Raw genomic sequence first — 18486 nt, 5'->3', positions numbered from 1 at the left:
CAAGGGCTTCCGCAGGTTAACACCGCACAAAAGCGCGAGAAGCCAGTGCAATATATGGAAACAGATGGGTGCAGGGCGTGACGGCGGAGCGGCCGTTGGCGTCCCGGTATCGATGGTTTTGTAGCCAATCTGCAATTCGAGCACCTGAGCAAGGTGCCTTCTGACCCCTTTAGACCGTGAGCACGCTATGGAACCCGGAAACGCCCAGCTGTCGATGACTGTATTGATGACCCCGGACATGGCCAACTTCTCCGGCAACGTGCACGGCGGGACGCTGCTGAAGTACCTCGATGAAGTGGCTTACGCGTGCGCGAGCCGTTATGCGGGACGCTATGTCGTGACGCTGTCGGTGGATCAGGTGATTTTCCGTGAGCCGATTCACGTCGGCGAGCTGGTCACGTTCCTGGCATCGGTCAACTACACCGGCAATACGTCGATGGAAGTGGGCATCAAGGTGGTGACCGAAAACATCCGCGAACGCTCGGTTCGTCACACCAACAGTTGCTTCTTCACCATGGTGGCGGTGGACGACCAGCGCAAACCTGCCGGCGTACCACCCCTGACGCCGACCAACAGCGAAGACAAGCGCCGTTACGTGCAGGCACAACAACGCCGCCAGATCCGTCAGGAACTGGAGAAGCGTTATCGTGAAATCAAGGATGAGCCCGTTTAAGCCAGCGCCGGGATTCGCTCTACAACCGGACGGCTTCGAACTTGACGCGCGGGTGAGCGATTCGGTCCTGCGCGCGCACCAGCTCCAGCTCGTAGCTGCCGCAGGCCTGGGTTTCCAGCAGCACCTCATGCACTGCTGAGGCCGCGAATTCGAAGGCGCTGCGCAGGTTGTCACCGAGCAGAATCCGCGACAGAAACAGCCCGGACGTCAGGTCTCCCACACCCACTGGCTGTCGAGGGAATGCCAGGAGCGGCCGGCGCAGGTGCCACGTTTCGTCCTCGGTCACCAGCAGCATTTCAAAGCCGTCCGCAGGTTTCCCCGGATAGGCCAGGTGCTTGACGACCACCGCCTTCGGACCTCGGGCCAGCAACGCCCGCGCCATGGCCACGCAGTCGAGCAACGATTCGGGTTTGCGGCCGGAGAAGCTGTCCAGCTCCAGCTGATTGGGGCACAGAAAGTCGGCGACTGCAGCGGCCTCGTCCAGCAGGAAATCGCTGACCTCTTGGGGCACGATGCAACCCTTCTCCGGGTGCCCCATCACCGGATCACACAGATACAGCGCGCGCGGGTTGGCACGTTTGATCTGCGCAACGGCGCTCAGAATCGCCCGCCCCTGCGCTGCGCTGCCCAGATAACCCGACAGCACCGCGTCGCAATTCCCCAACTCGCCTATCGCGGCAATCCCCTCGACCAGCGCCGGAATCTGCTGCGGCGCCAGGACTTCCCCCGCCCAGTGGCCATACTGGGTGTGGTTGGAGAACTGAACGGTATTCAACGGCCAGACATTGATGCCGATACGCTGCATAGGGAACACGGCTGCGCTGTTGCCGGCGTGACCAAACACGACGTGCGACTGGATGGCGAGTAGATGGGGCGTGCGTTTCATGACAGGTTCCTGAGACCGGGAAGGCACAGTAGTGGCGATGCCGGACGAAGTGAAGCGAAATTAAACTTTCGGGCTATGGCTGTCTGTCACCCGACGCAGTTAAGCTGCAAGTCTTCTGTTGGAGTTCCTTTTCCATGCTGACCCTGGGCAACATTTTCGTCCTCATGCTGCTGGCGACCGCCGGCGCCTGGCTGTGGCACGCCCATGGCCTGCGTGAACGGGCGCTCGAACGCGTCAAACAGCACTGCGCCAAACTCGAGCTCGAACTGCTCGACGGCAACGTCGCGCTGAAGAAAATCGCTTTCAAGCGCGACAATGAGGGCCGCAAGCGCTTGGCTCGGGTGTATAACTTCGAGTTCACCGTCACCGGTGAGCATCGGCATCCCGGCACGATCACCATGTTTGGTGCCCATGCGGCGCAGATCGAACTGGCGCCCTACCCGTTCGAGATCAAAGACCCCAAGCCCACGGCCGAAATTATCCAGCTGAGCCAGTGGCGTCAGGAACACAACAAGTGGAAACAGTGATCCGCTGTGGATAACTCGCTTTAAAGCAGACAGGCCGCCAGTGCTGTCTGCAAAGCGGCCTCGTCCTGGGGCTTCTCGAAGATCAGCTCAAGGCGAGAGTCTCTGCGCCACTCACTCGACGTCCATTCCAGCGAACTCCCGTTTAGCGCATTGCCTGAGATCCACCCCTTCTCGCTGTGGATAATCAGCTTGGCGCGCCGCCAGCCCAAGGGTTGCAGCCAGCCTTGCACCTTTGCCGCATCGAATACCCGCTCAGGGTGCCAGCGCCAGCCAATGCTCCAGCCCTCCGCCTGTTGCTGGCTCAGGCACACCGGCGCCATCGGGTCCGACCACGTTGCGGGGAGTTGCGCCAATGACCGAGGGATGGCCGGATTGTCAGAGCCAGCGTGAGCGTTGACGTCGATGCCGGGCAACGCATCCAGAGACAACGCGCCGTGATCAGTCCAGCGCAGCGGCCGAACAGGCAGTCCATCTGTAATCGCCGTTCGCGTCGACGCGTCCAGTCCATCAGACTTGTTCAACACCAACAGGCCCGCCTGCGCCAGGGCGTCTTGCTGGGTGTCAGGCAGCGTTTTGCCCTGAGCGAGCGCCTGGGCGTCGAGCACCATGACACTGGGCTGGATCGCCAGCACGCCGATCCAGGGCGCTTCATGTAGTTGCTTGATCAACTGAACCGGATGCCCCAGCCCGGAGGGCTCGATGAGCAGGCGGTCCGGTCTGGCCTTGCGCAACAACCGGCCGAGCCCCACCTGAAAAGGCGCGCCGTTGACGCAGCACAGGCAACCGCCAGCCACCTCACCAAGTGCGATACCATCGTCGCCGGTCGTCAGCAGTGCCGCATCCAGGCCTATCTGGCCGAACTCATTGATCAGCACAGCCCAGCGCTCGTGCGCAGGTTTCTGCTCGAGAAGATGCCTGATCAGGCTCGTCTTGCCAGCACCTAAAGGGCCTGCAATGACATGAGTGGGGATGTTCTGCAGCATGTCGGCCATTCTTGAGTTCGCTCCTGAAGTGAGCGCTGACGGAGGTAATTGATGCGAATAATCAGGCTGCCCATGGGGCTGGCGTGGGCGCTGCTGGCGATGACGTCGGCGCAGGTCTGGGCCGAGTCGTGCGTTGTACGCAGCCAAGGCGAGCGAGTGGACGTCAAAGTCTGTCAGGAAAACCTGAACATTCCGCCAGACCTGTTCCATGACGGCTTCTGCAAACCCCAGCTCAAGGATCAGAAAACCGAGGTCACGTATTCGGAACAGTGCCCCTCCGGTTCATTTGGCCAGTGCAGCAACGCGCAGGTGGCCAATATGCCTTATCGGCAGAACATTCACTATTACGGCGTGGCCAGCGACGCGGCGTTTCTCAAACCGTTCTGCGAGCAGCAGAGCAAAGGCATCTGGAAAACGCAGTAAGTCGGACCGGTTTTAGGCCGCGTCGCCATACCAGTCGCCGAACGGATCAGGCATCGAGCGCCAGCACGCGACGCCGGCCGCCATCTCGGCGTCGGTCAGCAAGCATTCATCCAACTCGGCAGCCAGCCGACCGAAGTCGATGTTCTGACCGATGAACACCAGTTCCTGACGGCAATCGCCGGTCTCCGCCTCCCAGCTGCGCATGATCACCTGGGTGCTTTCGTCATCCTGCGGCCACTGCGCTTTGGGCACGAAGCGCCACCAACGACCGGCGAAACCATGACGCATCAAGCCGCCGGCCTGGGACCAACTGCCCGCGTCCTCGTGCTTGCTGGCGAGCCAGAAAAACCCCTTCGAGCGCAGCAGACGGCCGTTTTCCCACGGCGCATTCAGGAAGTCGAAAAAGCGTTGGGGGTGAAAGGGCCGACGCGCCCGATAAGCCGTGGATGCGATGCCATACTCTTCAGTCTCCGGCGCGTGTTCGCCACGCAATTCCTTGAGCCAGCCCGGTGCCTGCGCCGCGCGCTCGAAGTCGAAACGGCCCGTGTCGAGAATCTTGCCGAGGGGCACGGCGCCCATGACCATGGGCAGAATCTCCGCCTGACTGTTGAGGCGACGCAAAATGGCCATCAGTTCCCGGCGATCGGTAGAGCTGATCAGGTCGATCTTGCTGATCAGGATCACGTCGGCGAACTCGACCTGCTCAATCAGCAGATCAGTGATCGCCCGCTCGTCCTCCTCGCCCAGGGTCTCGCCACGTGTAGCCAGGCTTTCTGCAGCGTTGAAGTCCTGCAGAAAACTCAGGCCATCGACCACCGTCACCATCGTGTCGAGACGGGCAACATCGGCCAGGCTCCGGCCCTGTTCATCACGGAAGGTAAAGGTCTCCGCCACGGGAAGCGGCTCGGAAATGCCCGTGGACTCGATCAGCAGATAGTCAAAGCGGCCTTCATGGGCCAGCCGGCTGACCTCTTCAAGCAAATCTTCGCGCAGGGTGCAGCAAATGCAGCCGTTGCTCATCTCTACCAGTTTTTCTTCCGCCCGATTGAGGCTGACGTCCCGCTGAACTTCGCTCCCGTCGATGTTGATCTCGCTCATGTCGTTGACGATCACCGCGACGCGCAGGTTTTCGCGGTTGCGCAGAATGTGGTTCAGCAGCGTGCTTTTGCCAGCGCCAAGAAAGCCGGACAGAACGGTAACGGGAAGGCGGTTCATGAAGGTTTCACCAGAGTACGGTTGCGATCACTTTTTACGTTATAGTATAACGATACAAATGCGCTAATCTTTTTTGAAGGCAGCCTCATGACGCGGTGGTTTGGGTTGTTGGCAGGGTGTTCGCTGGTGCTGAGTACGCAGGCGTTCGCCCTGCCACCCTCGCCCAGGCTGGACAAGTCGTTGTGCACGCGCACTGCGACGCTGTTGGCCTGCACCGATGCCGACGACAACACGTACAGCGTGGCGGTGGCAGGGAAGACGATGTTCGTGCGCGGCTTCGAAAGCGTGGGCAAGCGCCGCTGGGCGCAGACCAACAGCCGTTATGGCTCGCTGACGTTTTTTACCGGGCTGGCATCGGACGGCGAGACGTGGGTGGGTTATACCCGGAAAGTGGGGTGGACGACGATCAGTCGGGTGTCCAGTTCAAGCGGGAGCCGGACCAAGATTACCTGCGACCGAGTGATGGGCTGTCGGTGACCCCGATTCCTCGGCGCTCCCACAATCGGTGTTCAGCCAGGTGCATCTGCAGTGGTGTCAAGTTTGATGAGAGCGAACTTGCACATTCTGCCTCATGATTTAGTCCGTCAGACCAACGCCTCATTCGCCTTTTGCGCTTGGCGCCAAGCCACATATGACCCTGCTGGCGGATTGCGCTCGAAGTAGCGCTTCATGCCATCAAACAAACCATCGGCCACGGCCTGCTGATGACGCGCGGTGACGAGGCGCTGACTGTCACGGCTGTTGGAGATGAAGCCGGTCTCGACCAGAATCGATGGGACATCCGGTGATTTCAGCACCGCAAAACCGGCCTGTTCCACGCGCTTCTGGTGTAGCGTCGTGATCCCTTCCAGGCTGCCCAGTACGGTGTGACCCAAATCCAGACTCGCGGCGATCGTGGCGTTCATCGACATGTCGAGAATCACACCGGCCAGCATCGGGTCCTTGTCTTTCAGGTTCAAGAGGCTGGTCGCGCCGATCAGGTCGGCGCCGTTTTCACGCTGCGCCATGAAGCGCGCTGTCGCGGAGGTCGCGCCGTTCTCCGACAAGGCAAACACCGACGCGCCGGAAGCCGTCAAACGAGGCGCTGCGTCGGCATGGACCGAAATGAACATGTCAGCGTTGTATTTGCGCGCGACGTCCACGCGCTTGCGCAGCGGAACGAAGAAGTCGTCATTGCGAACCAGGCGCACATCAAAACCCTTTTCGCGCTTCAAACGCTTGGCGAGCAATTGCGCGATGGACAGCACGACGTCCTTCTCCCGCTCACCCTTCGAGCCGACGGCGCCAGGGTCTTTGCCGCCGTGGCCTGCGTCGACGACCACCATGATGTCGCGCTTGGAACGGTCCCTTCCCGCGGACTGCGCGGGAGGCTCCTTCGCCAACGGTGCGGCTGCAGCCAACTGCACCGGCGGACGGGCAAGTACGTCATGCCCCAGATCAAGAACCAGCCGGTTGCCCTGCGCGCCATCGGGACCCAGCAGGAAGCTGTTGATCTGCACGGGGGATGTCAGGTCGAGCACGATGCGCGTATCGCTCTGACCGAAGTGGCCGGAACGAATGGACTTGATCGGCGTGTTTTCCAGCGCCAGCTGACTGAAGTTGCCCTCAAGCCGCGCGCCGCTGACATCAATGATGATCCGCTCGGGCGCGCTGAGCGTGAAGGTCTTGTACTGCACCGGGCCACTCAGGTCGAACACCAGACGCAGCTTGCTATCGGAACGCCACAGTCGAGCGTTTCGGATCTGCGTCGCGTTGACTGAGAATGGAAGCGCAAAGGCGGCGCTGGCCAAAAGCATGTTGAGCAGCATTTGACGTCGGTGCATGGCACGTTCCGATGGCGTTGAGCATCCCGGCTCAGAGATGGAGGGCGATAGTTACAATATAACAGCCGGGCCATCGGACGAAGATGAAGCTTTTTATAAGATCGGCGGGGTTTTAGTGAGCCTCATCAACGCCTAAGGCGGAAAAGCTCATGTGAAACAACACCATGTTCCACGTGGAACACGACCCGCTGTCTGCACCAACAAAAACGCCCTGACAAGTCAGGGCGCTTATGGAACATTGTGAATCAGGTTCTCGGTTTTACCGTTCCGCATTGCTGGCCCAGCCAAACAGCTCGGGTGTCCATGCTGCCGTTCTGCTGCTGCCCTGTAGCGTTGAAGGAGCCAATGACGTGGGTATTGAACTCACGGTCACTCAGGAACTGTGCAGTGCCGGTGCCTTGAGCGCGAGGGCAGCTGAACTTGAATTTCCAGGTAGCGCCGGTACGTTCGGTGATCTGCTGGGTGCAGCCCGACTTCGGATCGGTCAGCGGGATCTGCTCATTCTTGACCTGCTCTTGGGTCAGGCAAATACGTACGCCCTTACCACCCAGAGTAACGCCTTGTTTTTCCAGCATTTGCTCCATGGCCGCGCGCTGCTGCGGCGCCATCATTTGCAGCTGGGACAGCATCACCTGCAGGTCCGGCATCTGCTGACCGTCGACCTGCATGTTGCTAGAACTCAACTCCCACAGCCCCGGCTGCAACACCTGCGCCTGGGCGAAGGGGGCAGTCAGACAAACCATCAACGCCAGTACGCGCTTTTTCATGAATCGGGTTCCTTTATTACTTTTGGGCATCTTGATGCGGCCTGCTTGCAAGCCACTGAACGATGACGGTTAGACGGCAGATCGGGTAGCCAGTTGCACCCGCAATAAAATAGCGACAATCCTGGTGCAGTGTGGTCTGTTAGACACCAATAAGCTTCTAGCACAAGGTTGCGCATGGATTACCACAGCCCGTATTTCTTTGGCTATTTGCTGGGTTTCACTCACCTGCTGGGCATTGTCGCAGCAATCCACGCCTTACTCACCGTACGTACTGCTCAGGGCTCGATTGCCTGGGCGATGCCCCTCATTTTCATCCCTTATGTCGCCCTCCTCCCGTACCTTGTTTTCGGGCGGAGTACGTTCGATGCCTACATCAAAGCACGGCGTCAGGCGAACACCGAGATGCGCACAGCGATCGCCGACTTCAACTGGAAGCCATGGATTGAAGAGGCGGTGGCCGCGCGGCGCTCGGACGCTTATCGCTCGCTGCGCGCGATGCCAAAACTGGGCCGCATGCCGTGTCTGGCGAATAACGAAGTGAAGCTGTTGATCAACGGGGATGAAACATTCGGTGCGATTTTCGAGGCCATCAAAAGCGCACGGGAAGTGGTGTTCGTGCAGTTTTTCATCATCCATGACGATGATCTCGGTCGCCGACTGCAAGGGCTGTTGCTGGAAAAAGCCGCTGAAGGCGTAGCGATTCATGTGCTCTACGACCGCATCGGCAGCCATGCGTTACCGGCGCGCTACATCGACAAACTGCGTGCCGGTGGCGTTCAGATCAAGGCCTTTGCCACACGGGGCGGCTGGCTGACGCGCTTCCAGATCAACTTCCGTAACCACCGCAAGATCGTCGTGGTGGATGGCATCAAAGGCTTCGTTGGCGGGCACAACGTGGGCGATGAGTACCTCGGCCTCAAGCCGCCGCTGGCGCCATGGCGCGACACTCACGTTAGCGTTGTCGGACCTGTCGTGGCGTGCTTGCAGGAATCGTTCGCCGAGGACTGGTTCTGGGCGACTCGTGAAATCCCCCCGCTGATCCTGCCCGACAGCTACCCGGAAGACGGCGTACTGTGCCAGTTACTTGCCAGCGGCCCGGCCGATGCGCAGGAAACCTGCTCGCTGTTCTTCGTCGAAGCCATTCATGCGGCGACCGAACGGGTTTGGATCACCACACCCTATTTCATTCCCGACGAAGCAGTGTCGGCGGCGCTGAGATTGGCGGTCCTGCGCGGCGTGGATGTGCGCCTGCTGCTGCCGTCGCGTCCTGATCACTACACCGTCTATGCCGCCTCCAGCTTGTTTGCGTTTGAAGCCGTCCGCGCAGGCGTTCGCATCTTTCGCTACAAACCCGGCTTCCTGCACCAGAAGGTGGTGCTGGTGGATAACGCGATCTCGGCGATCGGCAGCGCCAACCTGGACAATCGTTCGTTCCGGCTCAACTTCGAACTCATGCTCTTGACCGTGGATGAGGATTTCGCACGCGAGGTCGAAACCATGTTGATCGACGACTTCGCCCTCTCCCACGAAATCTCCAGTGAAGAGAGCAAAGAGACCCATCACCTTCAGCAGTTGGGAATGCGCGTTGCCAGGCTGATTTCGCCGATTCTGTAGATGTGATTGAGCAGTACGCCAAGTGTGGGAGTGAGCTTGCTCACGAAGACGGTATTTCAACCGCCGATGATTCGATGGATGTACCGACGTCTTCGCGAGCAAGCTCGCTCCCACAAGTTTTAGCAATTACGCGTAGATATCGTCCCTGGTCAGCGGCAAATTATGGCTGCCATCCGCATGCGGCTTGACCGCCAGAATCTGGTGCAGATTGATCCAGCCCTTGGAAAACGCATACGCACAACCAGCCAGGTACAACCGGAAGATCCTCAGTGCCTGCTCCGGCACCATCGTAGCGGCGAGGTCGAGCTTCTCCTCCAGACGGGCGCTCCAGTGCTCCAGCGTCCTGGCGTAGTGCAGGCGCAGGCTTTCCACATCGACCACCTCCAGCCCGGCCTCGCTGATGAATCCGGTGATCATCGACAGGTGCGGCAGCTCACCATTGGGAAACACATAGCGATCAATAAAATCTCCCGCGCCGCGCCCGACAGGTCGCCCGTCGGTGTGCTTGGCGGTGATGCCGTGGTTCATCACCAGACCGCCCTCCTTCACCGCACCGAACAAACACTTTGCGTACAGCTCAAGATTGGCGTGGCCGACATGCTCGAACATGCCAACGCTGACGACCTTGTCGAAGCGGCCGTCCCTGGGCAGATCCCGGTAGTCGAGCAGCTGCAGTTCGACACGGTCCTGCAGACCGTCCGCGCGCACCCGCTCCTGGGCAAGCGCCAGTTGCTCACGGCTTAACGTGATGCCGAACACCCGGACGCCGTACTCACTCGCGGCAAAGCGGGAAAGCCCTCCCCAGCCACAACCCACGTCGAGAAGGTACTCCCCCGGTTTGAGGCGCAGCTTGCGGCACAGGTGATGAAACTTGTTCTGTTGCGCCTGATCGAGCGTCTCGTTGCCGGTCTTGAAGTAGGCGCAGGAGTAGACCATCTCCCGGTCCAGCCACAAGCGGTAGAAGTCGTTGGAGAGGTCGTAGTGGTAGGAAATCGACGCGGCGTCGGTGGCCTTGTCGTGCTCGGTGCGCACCGGGAGATGGTCATCGCCCTCGTCTACCAGCGCTTTGGTCAGCTCGTCGCACACCCGGACCACTTCGCTGATTGACCCTTCCAGCTCAAGCCGGCCTTCAACGAAAGCGCTGCCCAGAAGGCCCAAACTCGGGTGGGTGAAATCGGAAACGAGGGACGGGTCTTTAACCACGATCGTGACGCGGGGATCATTTCCCAAGTCGAGCTCGTTGCCGTCCCAGAGCTTGAGACGCAGCGGCAAATGAAGGTTCTGTAACGCCGGTGGAAGTTGCGCGAGCATATGAAATCCCCCTGATCCAGCTACATGGAAAAGGGTAGTCCATAACCGGCTCCAGACCAGGAGCCGTCAGGCGATCGGCTTGTTTGAACGACGACGAATCTACAACGGGTACAACCTCGTGCCCCAGAATTCGAGCCAATGTGACGCCTGCAAATGGAGCACCCCGAACAAGACTGAACTTAATTTGTAACAGAGTTCTTCAAAGCTCAAGCGAATTTTAATACTTAGGGGAGCCCTCTAACCCGGCGCTTTCGATGCAGGCGCCGGGGAATATGGCTTAGGAAGGATTGTGAAACTTCGCGATGGGCTCGTGGAAACGCAGCAGTCGCCCAGCATTACCCAGCACTAGCAGCGTGCTGAGGTTATGCAAAACCGCCGCGATCATGGCGCCTGCGGCACCCAGCACACCGAAAGCCGCCATGGCGACAATGGCCAGCGTCCAGCCCAGTCCAATGATCACGTTCACTTGCAGGGTGTGGCGACACTGACGGCTCAGCCGCACACAGGTGCCCAGCCGGCGCAGATCACTGCCGATCAACACGATGTCGGCGGAGGCCAGCGCGATATCCGCACCGCCCGCGCCCATCGCCACGCCAACCACCCCGGCCTTGAGCGCCAGGGAGTCGTTGATGCCATCGCCGACGACCATCGGGCGAAAGCCTTTTTTGATTTCGCTCAGCACCCGATTCAGCTTGTCCTCGGGCAACGCCTGGGCGTGGATATCACTGATGCCGACCTCCTGACCGAGGCTGTCGGCGACACTCTGGCGATCCCCCGTCAGCAGTAACTGCCGACCCATGCCCAGTTCGCGCAGTTCACTGAGCGCCTGACGCGCCTCGGGCTTGAGGCTGTCGGCCAGCAGCAGCCAGGCCAGGAAGTGGCCATTGACCGCGAGCCCGGCAATCGGGCCATCGTGATCGGGGATCGGCGAGGTCGCGATGCCCATCTGCGCGAACAGCTCAGGCCGCCCCAACGCGGCTTCACCCCGCGCGGTCTGCGCAACCACGCCCAGCCCCTGGCGCTCTCGAATGTCGTCCAGTGGGAGCAGATGATCCTTGTCCACCAACGTGGCCAGCGCGCGACTGACCGGGTGGCTGCTCGCCGAGCCCAGGCTTGCCGCCAGCTCAATGACGTCGTCGCCCGCGCCCTCCTCGGCCTGAACCGATTGCAGACGCAAACTGCCGTAGGTCAGCGTGCCGGTCTTGTCGACGACCAGTGAAGTGAGGTCGGCCAGTTCTTCAAGGAAAGCCGAACTGCGGATCAAAATGCCGTGACGCGCGGCGACTGCAATACCGGCGATGGCTGTCGCCGGCGCTGACAGCACCAGCGCGCAAGGGCAGGCAGCGACCAATACCGCCAGCATGGCCTGGGCGTTATTGGTGATGAACCAGGTCACGGCCGCAATCAGCAGCACCAGCACCATGTAGCTGCCCGCGTACTTTTCCAACAGGCGAGTGATGGGCGGTTTGGAGCGTTCGGCACTTTGCATGAGTGCGATGACCTTGCCCAGGGTCGACTCGTTGCCAATGCGCGTCACTTCGATGCGCAGCAGCCCGTCGAGGTTGATCGCACCGCCGAAGACTTCCATGCCGGCGCGCGCTTCGAGCGGAACCGACTCTCCGGTGATGGGCGCCGTATCGAGGCTGGCCTGCCCCGAGACCACCAAGCCGTCGGCCGGGACACGGTCACCGGCGCGCACTTCGACGCGATCACCGGCCACCAGCGTACCGTTGTCGACTTCGCGAATGGAGCCATCCTTATCGATCAGCCGGGCGTGGCTGCGGGTCAGACGGCCCAATGCCTGAATGGCTTCCTGGGAGCCGATCACGCTGCGCTCTTCCAGCACGTGGCCGAAAATCATGATGATCGGCAGCAACGCGGCGGTCATCAAATCGCCCGTCGCCCACGCGCCCAGCATGGCCAGTGCGATCAATTGGTCAGTAATGCCGTGCAGGCTGGGGTACCGCAAGCTGTGCCAGCCGGCGCTGACCACCGGGATGGCGACCAACAGCGAGGCGGCGCCCAACAGCAACTGGCTGACGCCGACTTGCTCGGGCGAGAAAAATCGCCACACCAGCCCCAGCGCGAGCAGGCCGAGGGCAAGCATCGCCAGCGTCAACTGTCGGGCTGCGCTTCGCTGTTCACGGCTGGTGAGCATGCTGCCGGGCGCGTCGGGCTCGGCATGCGAGTGAGCAGGGTCGTGGGAATGGTTGTGTACGGCTTCGCCACTCATTTGTCAGCTCCCTGAATGATCAGGCGGGAATCGTCGCGGGGGTCGACCGTGGTCACTGAACCCGCCTGTTTCAGGATGGCCGGCACCCGCTCGCGGTAGATCCGCAGCAGCAATCCGGGATCGCTCTTGTTTTGGATCGACATCGCCAGGCCGGTCACTGCTGCGGTGTCGGTCTGCGCCTTGGCCAGCCGTTCAGACGCTTGGGCATGGGCGACCTGCAGCGTGCGGTCGGCCTGCTGATTGGCGGTCTGGTTGAGTTTCTCTGCGTCCGTGCGCGCGTTCGCCACGGCCTGATCGGCTTGCTGGCTGGCAGTCAGCACCGCGTTGAACGCATTCACCGCCGCAGCCGGCAGACTGGACTGCACGTCGACACGCACGACTTCAACGCCCAGACCCACGCCAGTGGCCGTCAGCTCGCCAAGCCGCGTATTGATGCCCTGCACCAGATCGCCGCGCAGGCGTTCGCGACGCTCGGCAGACTGGCTGTCAGAGCCCACCAGCTCGGGACGCGCCACCAGAATGGTGTCCAGATCCCGCGCCGCCGTGAGGCTGACGGCGCTGCGATTGACCAGACGGTCCAGTGCCGGCAGCACGTGTTCGCCTTGGAGCACGAACTCCCGTGGGTCCGTCACTTTGTAGTACGCCGTCACGTCGAGTTGTACGACACCGGCGTCGCCCGTAAGCAGATAACCCGAACCTGCCAGTGCGTCGCTCATCGGCGTCGCAAAACTGGTGATCTTGTCGGCCGCCAACGCAGTGGGTGAACGCATCAGTGTTTCGACATGGCGCTCAATCACGCGGTCAGCAGAAGGCAACAGCACCACTTGCTCAAACGGCTGCGGCCAGGCCAGCAGCAAACCGGCGTTCTGCACGCGATCCATCTCACCGAAGCGAAACACCACGGCGCGGTTCTGTGGGTCGATTTCCCGCACATTGGAGACAGCCCAGCCGAGCGCTGCCAGCAGGGTCACGACATACAGCCCCAAAAACGCCAGCCGGCTGGCCTGCAGCCATGGACTGTTCACCACCGGCCGCTCGATGTGCGCCGTGTCTTGCTCGGTCATGGCTGCGTTCCAGCCTTGCCATCCAGGGTCGGCGGGCCGTCCACGAGGACACGGAACGGCGCGGCATCGGTGCGCAGAATCAGTTTGGTGCTCGGCCCCACCACGGTGCCGAGGGTGTCCAGCGAGCGCAGCAAGTTGTACAGCTGCGGTGAACCGGCGTAGGCGCGACCGTAAATCTGCGCCGCTTCAACGCGGGATTGCGCTTCGATGTCGGCGGCTTTCACGGTTGCGTCGGCCTCGACAATCCGCGCGTCGCGTTCGGCGGCAGAGCGGATCTGCGCCGCCTCGCGTTTGCCGATGGCGGTGCGCTCGGTGGCGATGGTCTCGCGCTCGGCGCGCATGCGATCGACCGTCGCGTTGAGGGTTACCGACGGCAACGTAAGACGTTCAACACCCACTTGCAGGACGCGAACCCCGTAGGTGGTCAGCAGTTGCTTATCGATCTGCTGACGCAGCTGGTTTTCGAAATCGGCGATGCGCACCTGATTGGCGTCAGTGTTGATCAGGCTCGACAGATCAAAACTCGCGGCGGTGGTTTCCAGCGCCGAGCCGACGAAGGTGCGGATCTGCCGGGCCGCTTCGTCCGGCTGGTTTTGCACGGCGCGCATGAAGCGCTTCACGTTGTCCGGATCGCCCTGCACCTGCCAGGCCACGTACGCCTGAACGATGATGCGCAGGCCGTCACGGGTGCCGACGTCCTGCAAGCCGCTTGAGGTGGTGCGCAAACGCAGGTCGACGGGGATCGCCGCTTCGAATGGCGCCGGCCAGCGCCAGCTCAGGCCGGGATCGAGCAGCACCCGCGCCGGATTGCCGAAGCGCGTGATGACCGTCGCCTCCCCGGAGCGCACCTGCACCAGACTCGCCGCCGCGACCGCGAAGGCAATCAGCACCGCTGCCAACGCAGCACGACGCCACGGAAAGACAGCAGGGCCGGAGGCTTCGCCATGGTGATGACCGTGATGGTGGCCGCCATGACCATGGCCTGCGTGGTCGTGACCGGAATGGTCGTGGTGATCGTGGGAATGAAACAGACTCAAGAGACGACTCCTTATTCAGCCGAGGGCTGTTCAGCTGACGGGGTCGACGCTGCGGGGTCGACCGGGAGGGTAAAGGAACGCAGATCGATGGTCGGCGCGCTGGTGCCACCGAGCCGATGATCCAGTACCAGCAATTTGGCGTGGGTCAGGCCCTGGGTCAGCTGACTGAAGTACTGCTCCAGCAGGAACGCCTGGCCCGCTTTGGCGTAGCCCTGTCGTTCGGCGCTGAAACGCAAGTCCGCACCTTGCGCCGTTGCCATGACTTCCCGCGAACTCGCGGCCGCCTGGTCATGGGCCATGCTGGCGTGCAATTGCGCCACATTGGCCTGATCGGCCGCCGCGCCACGCTCCCGGGCAATGAGTGCCTGGGCGCTGATCTGTGCGGCCTGGACCGCGTGATAGGCATTGGCTGCGCCGGCTGGTGGATGAATCGACTCGACCACGGTCGCGAGAATCTCCACGCCGCTGTCGAGTTTTTTCAGGTCCCGCTGTACGGCATCGCCGATGTCAGCCGCCAGATCATTGCGCTGCTCACCGAGCAATTCATCGAGGGTGCGCGAGGCGAAATCGTGCACCAGCACGCGGCTGGCGGTGCTGCGAATCAGACTGGGGATGTCGGCGCTGTTGTACGTTGCGGCCAGTGCGGCCTCGTCCGTCAAACCGATGCGATACACAAAGCGTACGTCCATGTTGACGATCTGGAAGCTCTGCTTGGCACCGGAGCCGCTGGCGATCACTTGCGACTTGTCATTGATGTGCGTGGCGTCCCATAACCGGTTGGCAATGGCAGGCGGCGGGCCTTCGGCAGGGTCAAGGGTCAGCTCGGCGCCCGCCCCCTCCGCGACGCTGGTCGCCAGCTCGTGGACCACACCGTTTTCCACCGCCAGTACTGTTCCGAACGGCCAGGGCAAACCGGCATGCAGACCGGGCTCCAGGACTCCAACCGGTTTGCCAAACCGCTCGTAAATGCCACGGCCCTGCATGGGAATTTCGTGAACACCGCTCAGCAACCAGCCCAAACCGACGATGACCGCCATCACCGGCAGAAAGGCGCGGCGCATGTAGGTAAACGCCCAGATCTGCCGCAGGTCGATGCCGAAACGGTTGTGCAATTCGTTTTGCAGCGCGAGCAGCGGGCGTGGTGGCCAGCGCAACAGACCGGCGACGAAGCTGCTGGCGATCAAGCGCGGCTCTAGACGCTCATTGCGCGGGCTGAAGACGGACAAGAACGCGCGGATGAGTAACTCGATGGCGACCAGCCCAGGCAACAGGCCAATCAACACCGCAAGCCGGGCGGGCCATACGCGATCGACGGAGGAGAAAAACAGGCAGAACGCCGTGATCAGCAGCGTACCGATGGCGACCTTGGTGATCTGCGCCAACTGCTCGGCTTCTGGCCAACCTGCCTCGGACTCATTGCTGAATTGCCGCTCCAGCACCAGCAGCGCAAACCCGATCAACAGCAGCAGGCCGCCGACCACGTTGCCGACAAGGCCGACATTGCTGCCTGCCAAAGCAAGGTTCCAGATAAGACCAATACTGATCAGCGACAGCAACGTCCAGCCCGCCAGCCAGAACACCGGCAATCCAACCTGGCCGACCATTGAGGTGCCGGCGCCGCTGATGCGGCCGAGCACGCGGTCGTACCAGCCCTGCTCTTCGGTGTGAAGCAGCGCTTCATCGCCAGAAGCCGCTGCGGAAGGGGGTGCGATGACGTCGGCGCGCCACTGGCTGACCACGTGCGCCGACTGCAATGCCGCCGCCAGCACGAACAGGCTCGCGGCACTGTTGGTCAGCACTGCCGTCCACAGCGAGTTGGGAGAAAAGAGGTCAACAAAAAGCGACACCACCAGGCCGATGACGCCCACCGCTCCTGTCAGATACGTCAGCCGTGAAAGACGCCGCGATTGCACAGCCGCTCGCTGAAACCGTGGCAGGCTTGACGGTGCAGCGCCCTCATCATCCAGATCAACCCGCATTGAAACTCCAAAGCCCGTTTAACGCTGTAATCATCACCCCTCCCGCCCGCTCGCAGGCGTTACGTGGCACTGCTTACAGCCACGCTGACACAGGGCGTTACGATATAACAGAAGTCGTGAAATTTTCGTCTGATTATTCATTTGCGCAGCCCTGAATGCGGGGTCAGACAGCCAGCAGACAGGTGAACATTCACTGCAGTCGCATTGGCTCACATCCCCGACCAGACCGAAGGCGCCTTCGCCGCTAAAGCCGGTCCTGCGAGATGCGCGAGGAATAGCGCCGGGGCCACGCACTTGACTTTGAAGTACCCGGGGAGAAATATTACAGCCATCATTTAAGCCGTCCAGGTGATGTGCGACATTTGTCCAGACACGGCTACGCTTCCCTCCATTGCTGGATTCCTCGAGGAGTACGTTCATGAGTCACTACGACGTTGTCATCATCGGCGGCGGCCCCGGCGGCTACAACGCGGCGATCCATGCGGGCCAGAAAGGCCTGAAAGTGGCGTGCATCGAAGGCCGTGAAACGCTGGGCGGCACATGCCTGAACGTAGGATGCATTCCTTCCAAATCGTTGCTCCACGCCTCGGAGCTGTATGAGGCGGCGACGGGCGAGGAATTCAAGAAGCTCGGCATCGAGGTCACGCCGACACTGAACCTGACCCGGATGATGGCGCAAAAGGCTGAAAGCGTGACAGGCCTGACCAAGGGCATCGAGTTTCTGTTTCGCAAGTACAAGGCTGAGTGGATCAAGGGTTGGGGCCGCCTCGCCGGGCCCGGCAAGGTCATCGTCACCGATGCTGCAGGTGTCGAAACCGAGCTGACCGCCAAGGACATCATCATTGCCACCGGCTCCGAGCCGACGCCCCTGCCAGGCGTGACCATCGACAACAAACGTATTCTCGATTCCACCGGCGCGCTGTCGTTGAGCGAAGTGCCCAGGCATCTGGTGGTGATTGGCGCGGGGGTCATCGGTCTCGAGCTGGGCTCGGTCTGGCGGCGGTTGGGGGCGAAGGTGACGGTGGTCGAATTTCTCGACCATGTCGCCCACGGCACCGACCTTGAGGCGGGCAAGACGCTGCATCGCTCACTGTCGCGTCAGGGGATGGCGTTCAAACTCGGCTCGAAGGTCACCTCTGCCGTCGCCGCGGAAACCGGCGTCACCCTGACCGTGGAACCCGCCGCCGGAGGCGAAGCCGAACAGATCGAAGCGGACTACGTGCTGGTGTCCATCGGCCGTCGCCCGGTGACGAAAGGACTGAGCCTGGAAACCGTCGGGCTGGAAGTAGACAAGCGCGGCGTCCTGCCCAACACGGGGCATCGCACGGCGGTGGAGGGCATCTGGGTGATTGGCGACGTCACGTCCGGCGCGATGCTTGCGCACAAGGCGGAGGACGAAGCCGGCGTGTGTGTCGAGCGCATTGTTGGCAAGAAGGGTGAGCTGAATTACAACCTGATCCCCAATGTCATCTACACCCAGCCCGAACTGGCCAGCGTCGGCAAGACGGAAGAGCAACTGAAGGAGGAAGGTCGCGCTTACAAAGTCGGCAAATTCCCGTTCAGCGCCAACAGCCGCGCCAGGGTCAATCACGAAACGGACGGCTTCGCGAAAGTGCTGGCGGATGAGCGCACTGACGAGATTCTTGGCGTACACCTCGTCGGCCCAAGCGTCAGCGAGATGATCGCCGAGTACTGCGTGGCGATGGAGTTCGCGGCCTCTGCTGAAGACATCGCCCTGACCTGCCACCCCCATCCGACAAGGTCCGAGGCGCTGCGCCAAGCGGCAATGGCCGTAGGGGGACATACCACGCAGGCTTGAAGTGCGCGGCCAAAATCGGCCGCGCGAGCAAGACGCTGAAGCAAAACAGGTTGTGCCCTGAAACGATTTTTTTCCCCGTTGCGCGAACAAGATGCCGAGATTGTTATCTGTTTGTTGGTAATTTGCGTTCAG

16 protein-coding genes are annotated in these 18486 nt (G+C 61.4%); 6 read left to right on the top strand and 10 right to left on the bottom strand.

The genetic code is table 11. The features are described 5' to 3' along the window. Nucleotides 1-187: 187 nt before the first annotated feature. A complete protein-coding gene (locus tag BBI10_RS08940; RefSeq protein ID WP_065988133.1) occupies nucleotides 188-673 on the top strand; it encodes an acyl-CoA thioesterase in 486 nt (161 codons plus the stop codon). 19 nt (nucleotides 674-692) lie between these two features. Here the strand turns inward: BBI10_RS08940 and pdxY are convergent, their stop codons facing one another. Continuing rightward, the gene (gene pdxY, locus BBI10_RS08935; protein ID WP_065988127.1) at nucleotides 693-1559 is read right to left on the bottom strand and encodes a pyridoxal kinase PdxY; all 867 of its coding nucleotides are present in this window, start codon (nucleotides 1557-1559) and stop codon (nucleotides 693-695) included. Nucleotides 1560-1693: 134 nt separating this feature from the next. Here pdxY and BBI10_RS08930 point away from each other — a divergent pair, with 134 nt between their 5' ends. Further along, nucleotides 1694-2086, top strand: coding sequence for a DUF3301 domain-containing protein (locus BBI10_RS08930; RefSeq protein ID WP_065988125.1), 393 nt, complete (start codon nucleotides 1694-1696; stop codon nucleotides 2084-2086). 20 nt (nucleotides 2087-2106) lie between these two features. On the opposite strand, the gene BBI10_RS08925 is transcribed toward BBI10_RS08930, so the two are convergent. Further along, complete coding sequence (locus tag BBI10_RS08925) at nucleotides 2107-3069, bottom strand: CobW family GTP-binding protein (protein ID WP_065988274.1); 963 nt, start codon at nucleotides 3067-3069, stop codon at nucleotides 2107-2109. A gap of 51 nt (nucleotides 3070-3120) precedes the next feature. Between BBI10_RS08925 and BBI10_RS08920 the strand changes: the two genes are divergently transcribed. Beyond that, a complete protein-coding gene (locus tag BBI10_RS08920; protein WP_065988123.1) occupies nucleotides 3121-3492 on the top strand; it encodes an NADH:ubiquinone oxidoreductase in 372 nt (123 codons plus the stop codon). A gap of 12 nt (nucleotides 3493-3504) precedes the next feature. On the opposite strand, the gene zigA is transcribed toward BBI10_RS08920, so the two are convergent. Further along, nucleotides 3505-4707 (bottom strand): zinc metallochaperone GTPase ZigA, encoded by a 1203-nt coding sequence (gene zigA, locus BBI10_RS08915; RefSeq protein ID WP_065988121.1) that lies wholly within the window; start codon nucleotides 4705-4707, stop codon nucleotides 3505-3507. Nucleotides 4708-4794: 87 nt separating this feature from the next. Between zigA and BBI10_RS08910 the strand changes: the two genes are divergently transcribed. Then, a complete protein-coding gene (locus BBI10_RS08910) occupies nucleotides 4795-5184 on the top strand; it encodes a glutamine synthetase (protein ID WP_065988119.1) in 390 nt (129 codons plus the stop codon). A gap of 107 nt (nucleotides 5185-5291) precedes the next feature. Here the strand turns inward: BBI10_RS08910 and BBI10_RS08905 are convergent, their stop codons facing one another. After that, complete coding sequence (locus BBI10_RS08905; protein WP_065988115.1) at nucleotides 5292-6530, bottom strand: N-acetylmuramoyl-L-alanine amidase; 1239 nt, start codon at nucleotides 6528-6530, stop codon at nucleotides 5292-5294. A 245-nt stretch (nucleotides 6531-6775) separates the two neighbouring features. Next, complete coding sequence (locus tag BBI10_RS08900; RefSeq protein WP_065988113.1) at nucleotides 6776-7297, bottom strand: DUF3617 domain-containing protein; 522 nt, start codon at nucleotides 7295-7297, stop codon at nucleotides 6776-6778. A 174-nt stretch (nucleotides 7298-7471) separates the two neighbouring features. On the opposite strand from BBI10_RS08900, the gene cls reads away from it, so the two are divergent. Then, nucleotides 7472-8911 (top strand): cardiolipin synthase, encoded by a 1440-nt coding sequence (gene cls, locus BBI10_RS08895; RefSeq protein WP_065988111.1) that lies wholly within the window; start codon nucleotides 7472-7474, stop codon nucleotides 8909-8911. A 126-nt stretch (nucleotides 8912-9037) separates the two neighbouring features. Here the strand turns inward: cls and cfaB are convergent, their stop codons facing one another. From cfaB to hflK, 5 genes are all read right to left on the bottom strand, one after another. Continuing rightward, entirely contained in the window at nucleotides 9038-10222 is a 1185-nt protein-coding gene (gene cfaB / locus BBI10_RS08890) for a C17 cyclopropane fatty acid synthase CfaB (RefSeq protein WP_065988107.1), read from the bottom strand. Nucleotides 10223-10499: 277 nt separating this feature from the next. Beyond that, nucleotides 10500-12380 carry a cation-translocating P-type ATPase gene (locus BBI10_RS08885; protein WP_244160330.1) on the bottom strand — a complete coding sequence of 627 codons (1881 nt, stop codon included), beginning with the start codon at nucleotides 12378-12380 and terminating at the stop codon, nucleotides 10500-10502. A gap of 71 nt (nucleotides 12381-12451) precedes the next feature. After that, nucleotides 12452-13519, bottom strand: a complete 1068-nt coding sequence (locus tag BBI10_RS08880) for an SPFH domain-containing protein (protein WP_065988101.1) — start codon at nucleotides 13517-13519, stop codon at nucleotides 12452-12454. Next, nucleotides 13516-14556, bottom strand: a complete 1041-nt coding sequence (gene hflC, locus BBI10_RS08875; protein ID WP_065988098.1) for a protease modulator HflC — start codon at nucleotides 14554-14556, stop codon at nucleotides 13516-13518. Before hflC ends, BBI10_RS08880 begins: the two co-directional genes overlap by 4 nt. Before the next feature lie 11 nt (nucleotides 14557-14567). Next, the gene (hflK, locus tag BBI10_RS08870) at nucleotides 14568-16535 is read right to left on the bottom strand and encodes a protease modulator HflK (RefSeq protein WP_065988097.1); all 1968 of its coding nucleotides are present in this window, start codon (nucleotides 16533-16535) and stop codon (nucleotides 14568-14570) included. A gap of 418 nt (nucleotides 16536-16953) precedes the next feature. Here hflK and lpdA point away from each other — a divergent pair, with 418 nt between their 5' ends. Continuing rightward, nucleotides 16954-18354, top strand: a complete 1401-nt coding sequence (gene lpdA / locus BBI10_RS08865; protein WP_065988096.1) for a dihydrolipoyl dehydrogenase — start codon at nucleotides 16954-16956, stop codon at nucleotides 18352-18354. Nucleotides 18355-18486 lie beyond the last annotated feature (132 nt).

It is taken from the genome of Pseudomonas graminis (assembly GCF_001705435.1).
Lineage (GTDB): Bacteria > Pseudomonadota > Gammaproteobacteria > Pseudomonadales > Pseudomonadaceae > Aquipseudomonas > Aquipseudomonas graminis_B.
This window is presented reverse-complemented; position numbering and strand designations above follow the sequence as displayed.

Coding starts and splice junctions, on each gene's coding strand:
- BBI10_RS08940 (WP_065988133.1), top strand. CDS start 188: ATGGAACCCGGAAACGCCCAGCTGTCGATGACTGTATTGATGACCCCG.
- pdxY (WP_065988127.1), bottom strand. CDS start 1,559: ATGAAACGCACGCCCCATCTACTCGCCATCCAGTCGCACGTCGTGTTT.
- BBI10_RS08930 (WP_065988125.1), top strand. CDS start 1,694: ATGCTGACCCTGGGCAACATTTTCGTCCTCATGCTGCTGGCGACCGCC.
- BBI10_RS08925 (WP_065988274.1), bottom strand. CDS start 3,069: ATGCTGCAGAACATCCCCACTCATGTCATTGCAGGCCCTTTAGGTGCT.
- BBI10_RS08920 (WP_065988123.1), top strand. CDS start 3,121: ATGCGAATAATCAGGCTGCCCATGGGGCTGGCGTGGGCGCTGCTGGCG.
- zigA (WP_065988121.1), bottom strand. CDS start 4,707: ATGAACCGCCTTCCCGTTACCGTTCTGTCCGGCTTTCTTGGCGCTGGC.
- BBI10_RS08910 (WP_065988119.1), top strand. CDS start 4,795: ATGACGCGGTGGTTTGGGTTGTTGGCAGGGTGTTCGCTGGTGCTGAGT.
- BBI10_RS08905 (WP_065988115.1), bottom strand. CDS start 6,530: ATGCACCGACGTCAAATGCTGCTCAACATGCTTTTGGCCAGCGCCGCC.
- BBI10_RS08900 (WP_065988113.1), bottom strand. CDS start 7,297: ATGAAAAAGCGCGTACTGGCGTTGATGGTTTGTCTGACTGCCCCCTTC.
- cls (WP_065988111.1), top strand. CDS start 7,472: ATGGATTACCACAGCCCGTATTTCTTTGGCTATTTGCTGGGTTTCACT.
- cfaB (WP_065988107.1), bottom strand. CDS start 10,222: ATGCTCGCGCAACTTCCACCGGCGTTACAGAACCTTCATTTGCCGCTG.
- BBI10_RS08885 (WP_244160330.1), bottom strand. CDS start 12,380: ATGCTCACCAGCCGTGAACAGCGAAGCGCAGCCCGACAGTTGACGCTG.
- BBI10_RS08880 (WP_065988101.1), bottom strand. CDS start 13,519: ATGACCGAGCAAGACACGGCGCACATCGAGCGGCCGGTGGTGAACAGT.
- hflK (WP_065988097.1), bottom strand. CDS start 16,535: ATGCGGGTTGATCTGGATGATGAGGGCGCTGCACCGTCAAGCCTGCCA.
- lpdA (WP_065988096.1), top strand. CDS start 16,954: ATGAGTCACTACGACGTTGTCATCATCGGCGGCGGCCCCGGCGGCTAC.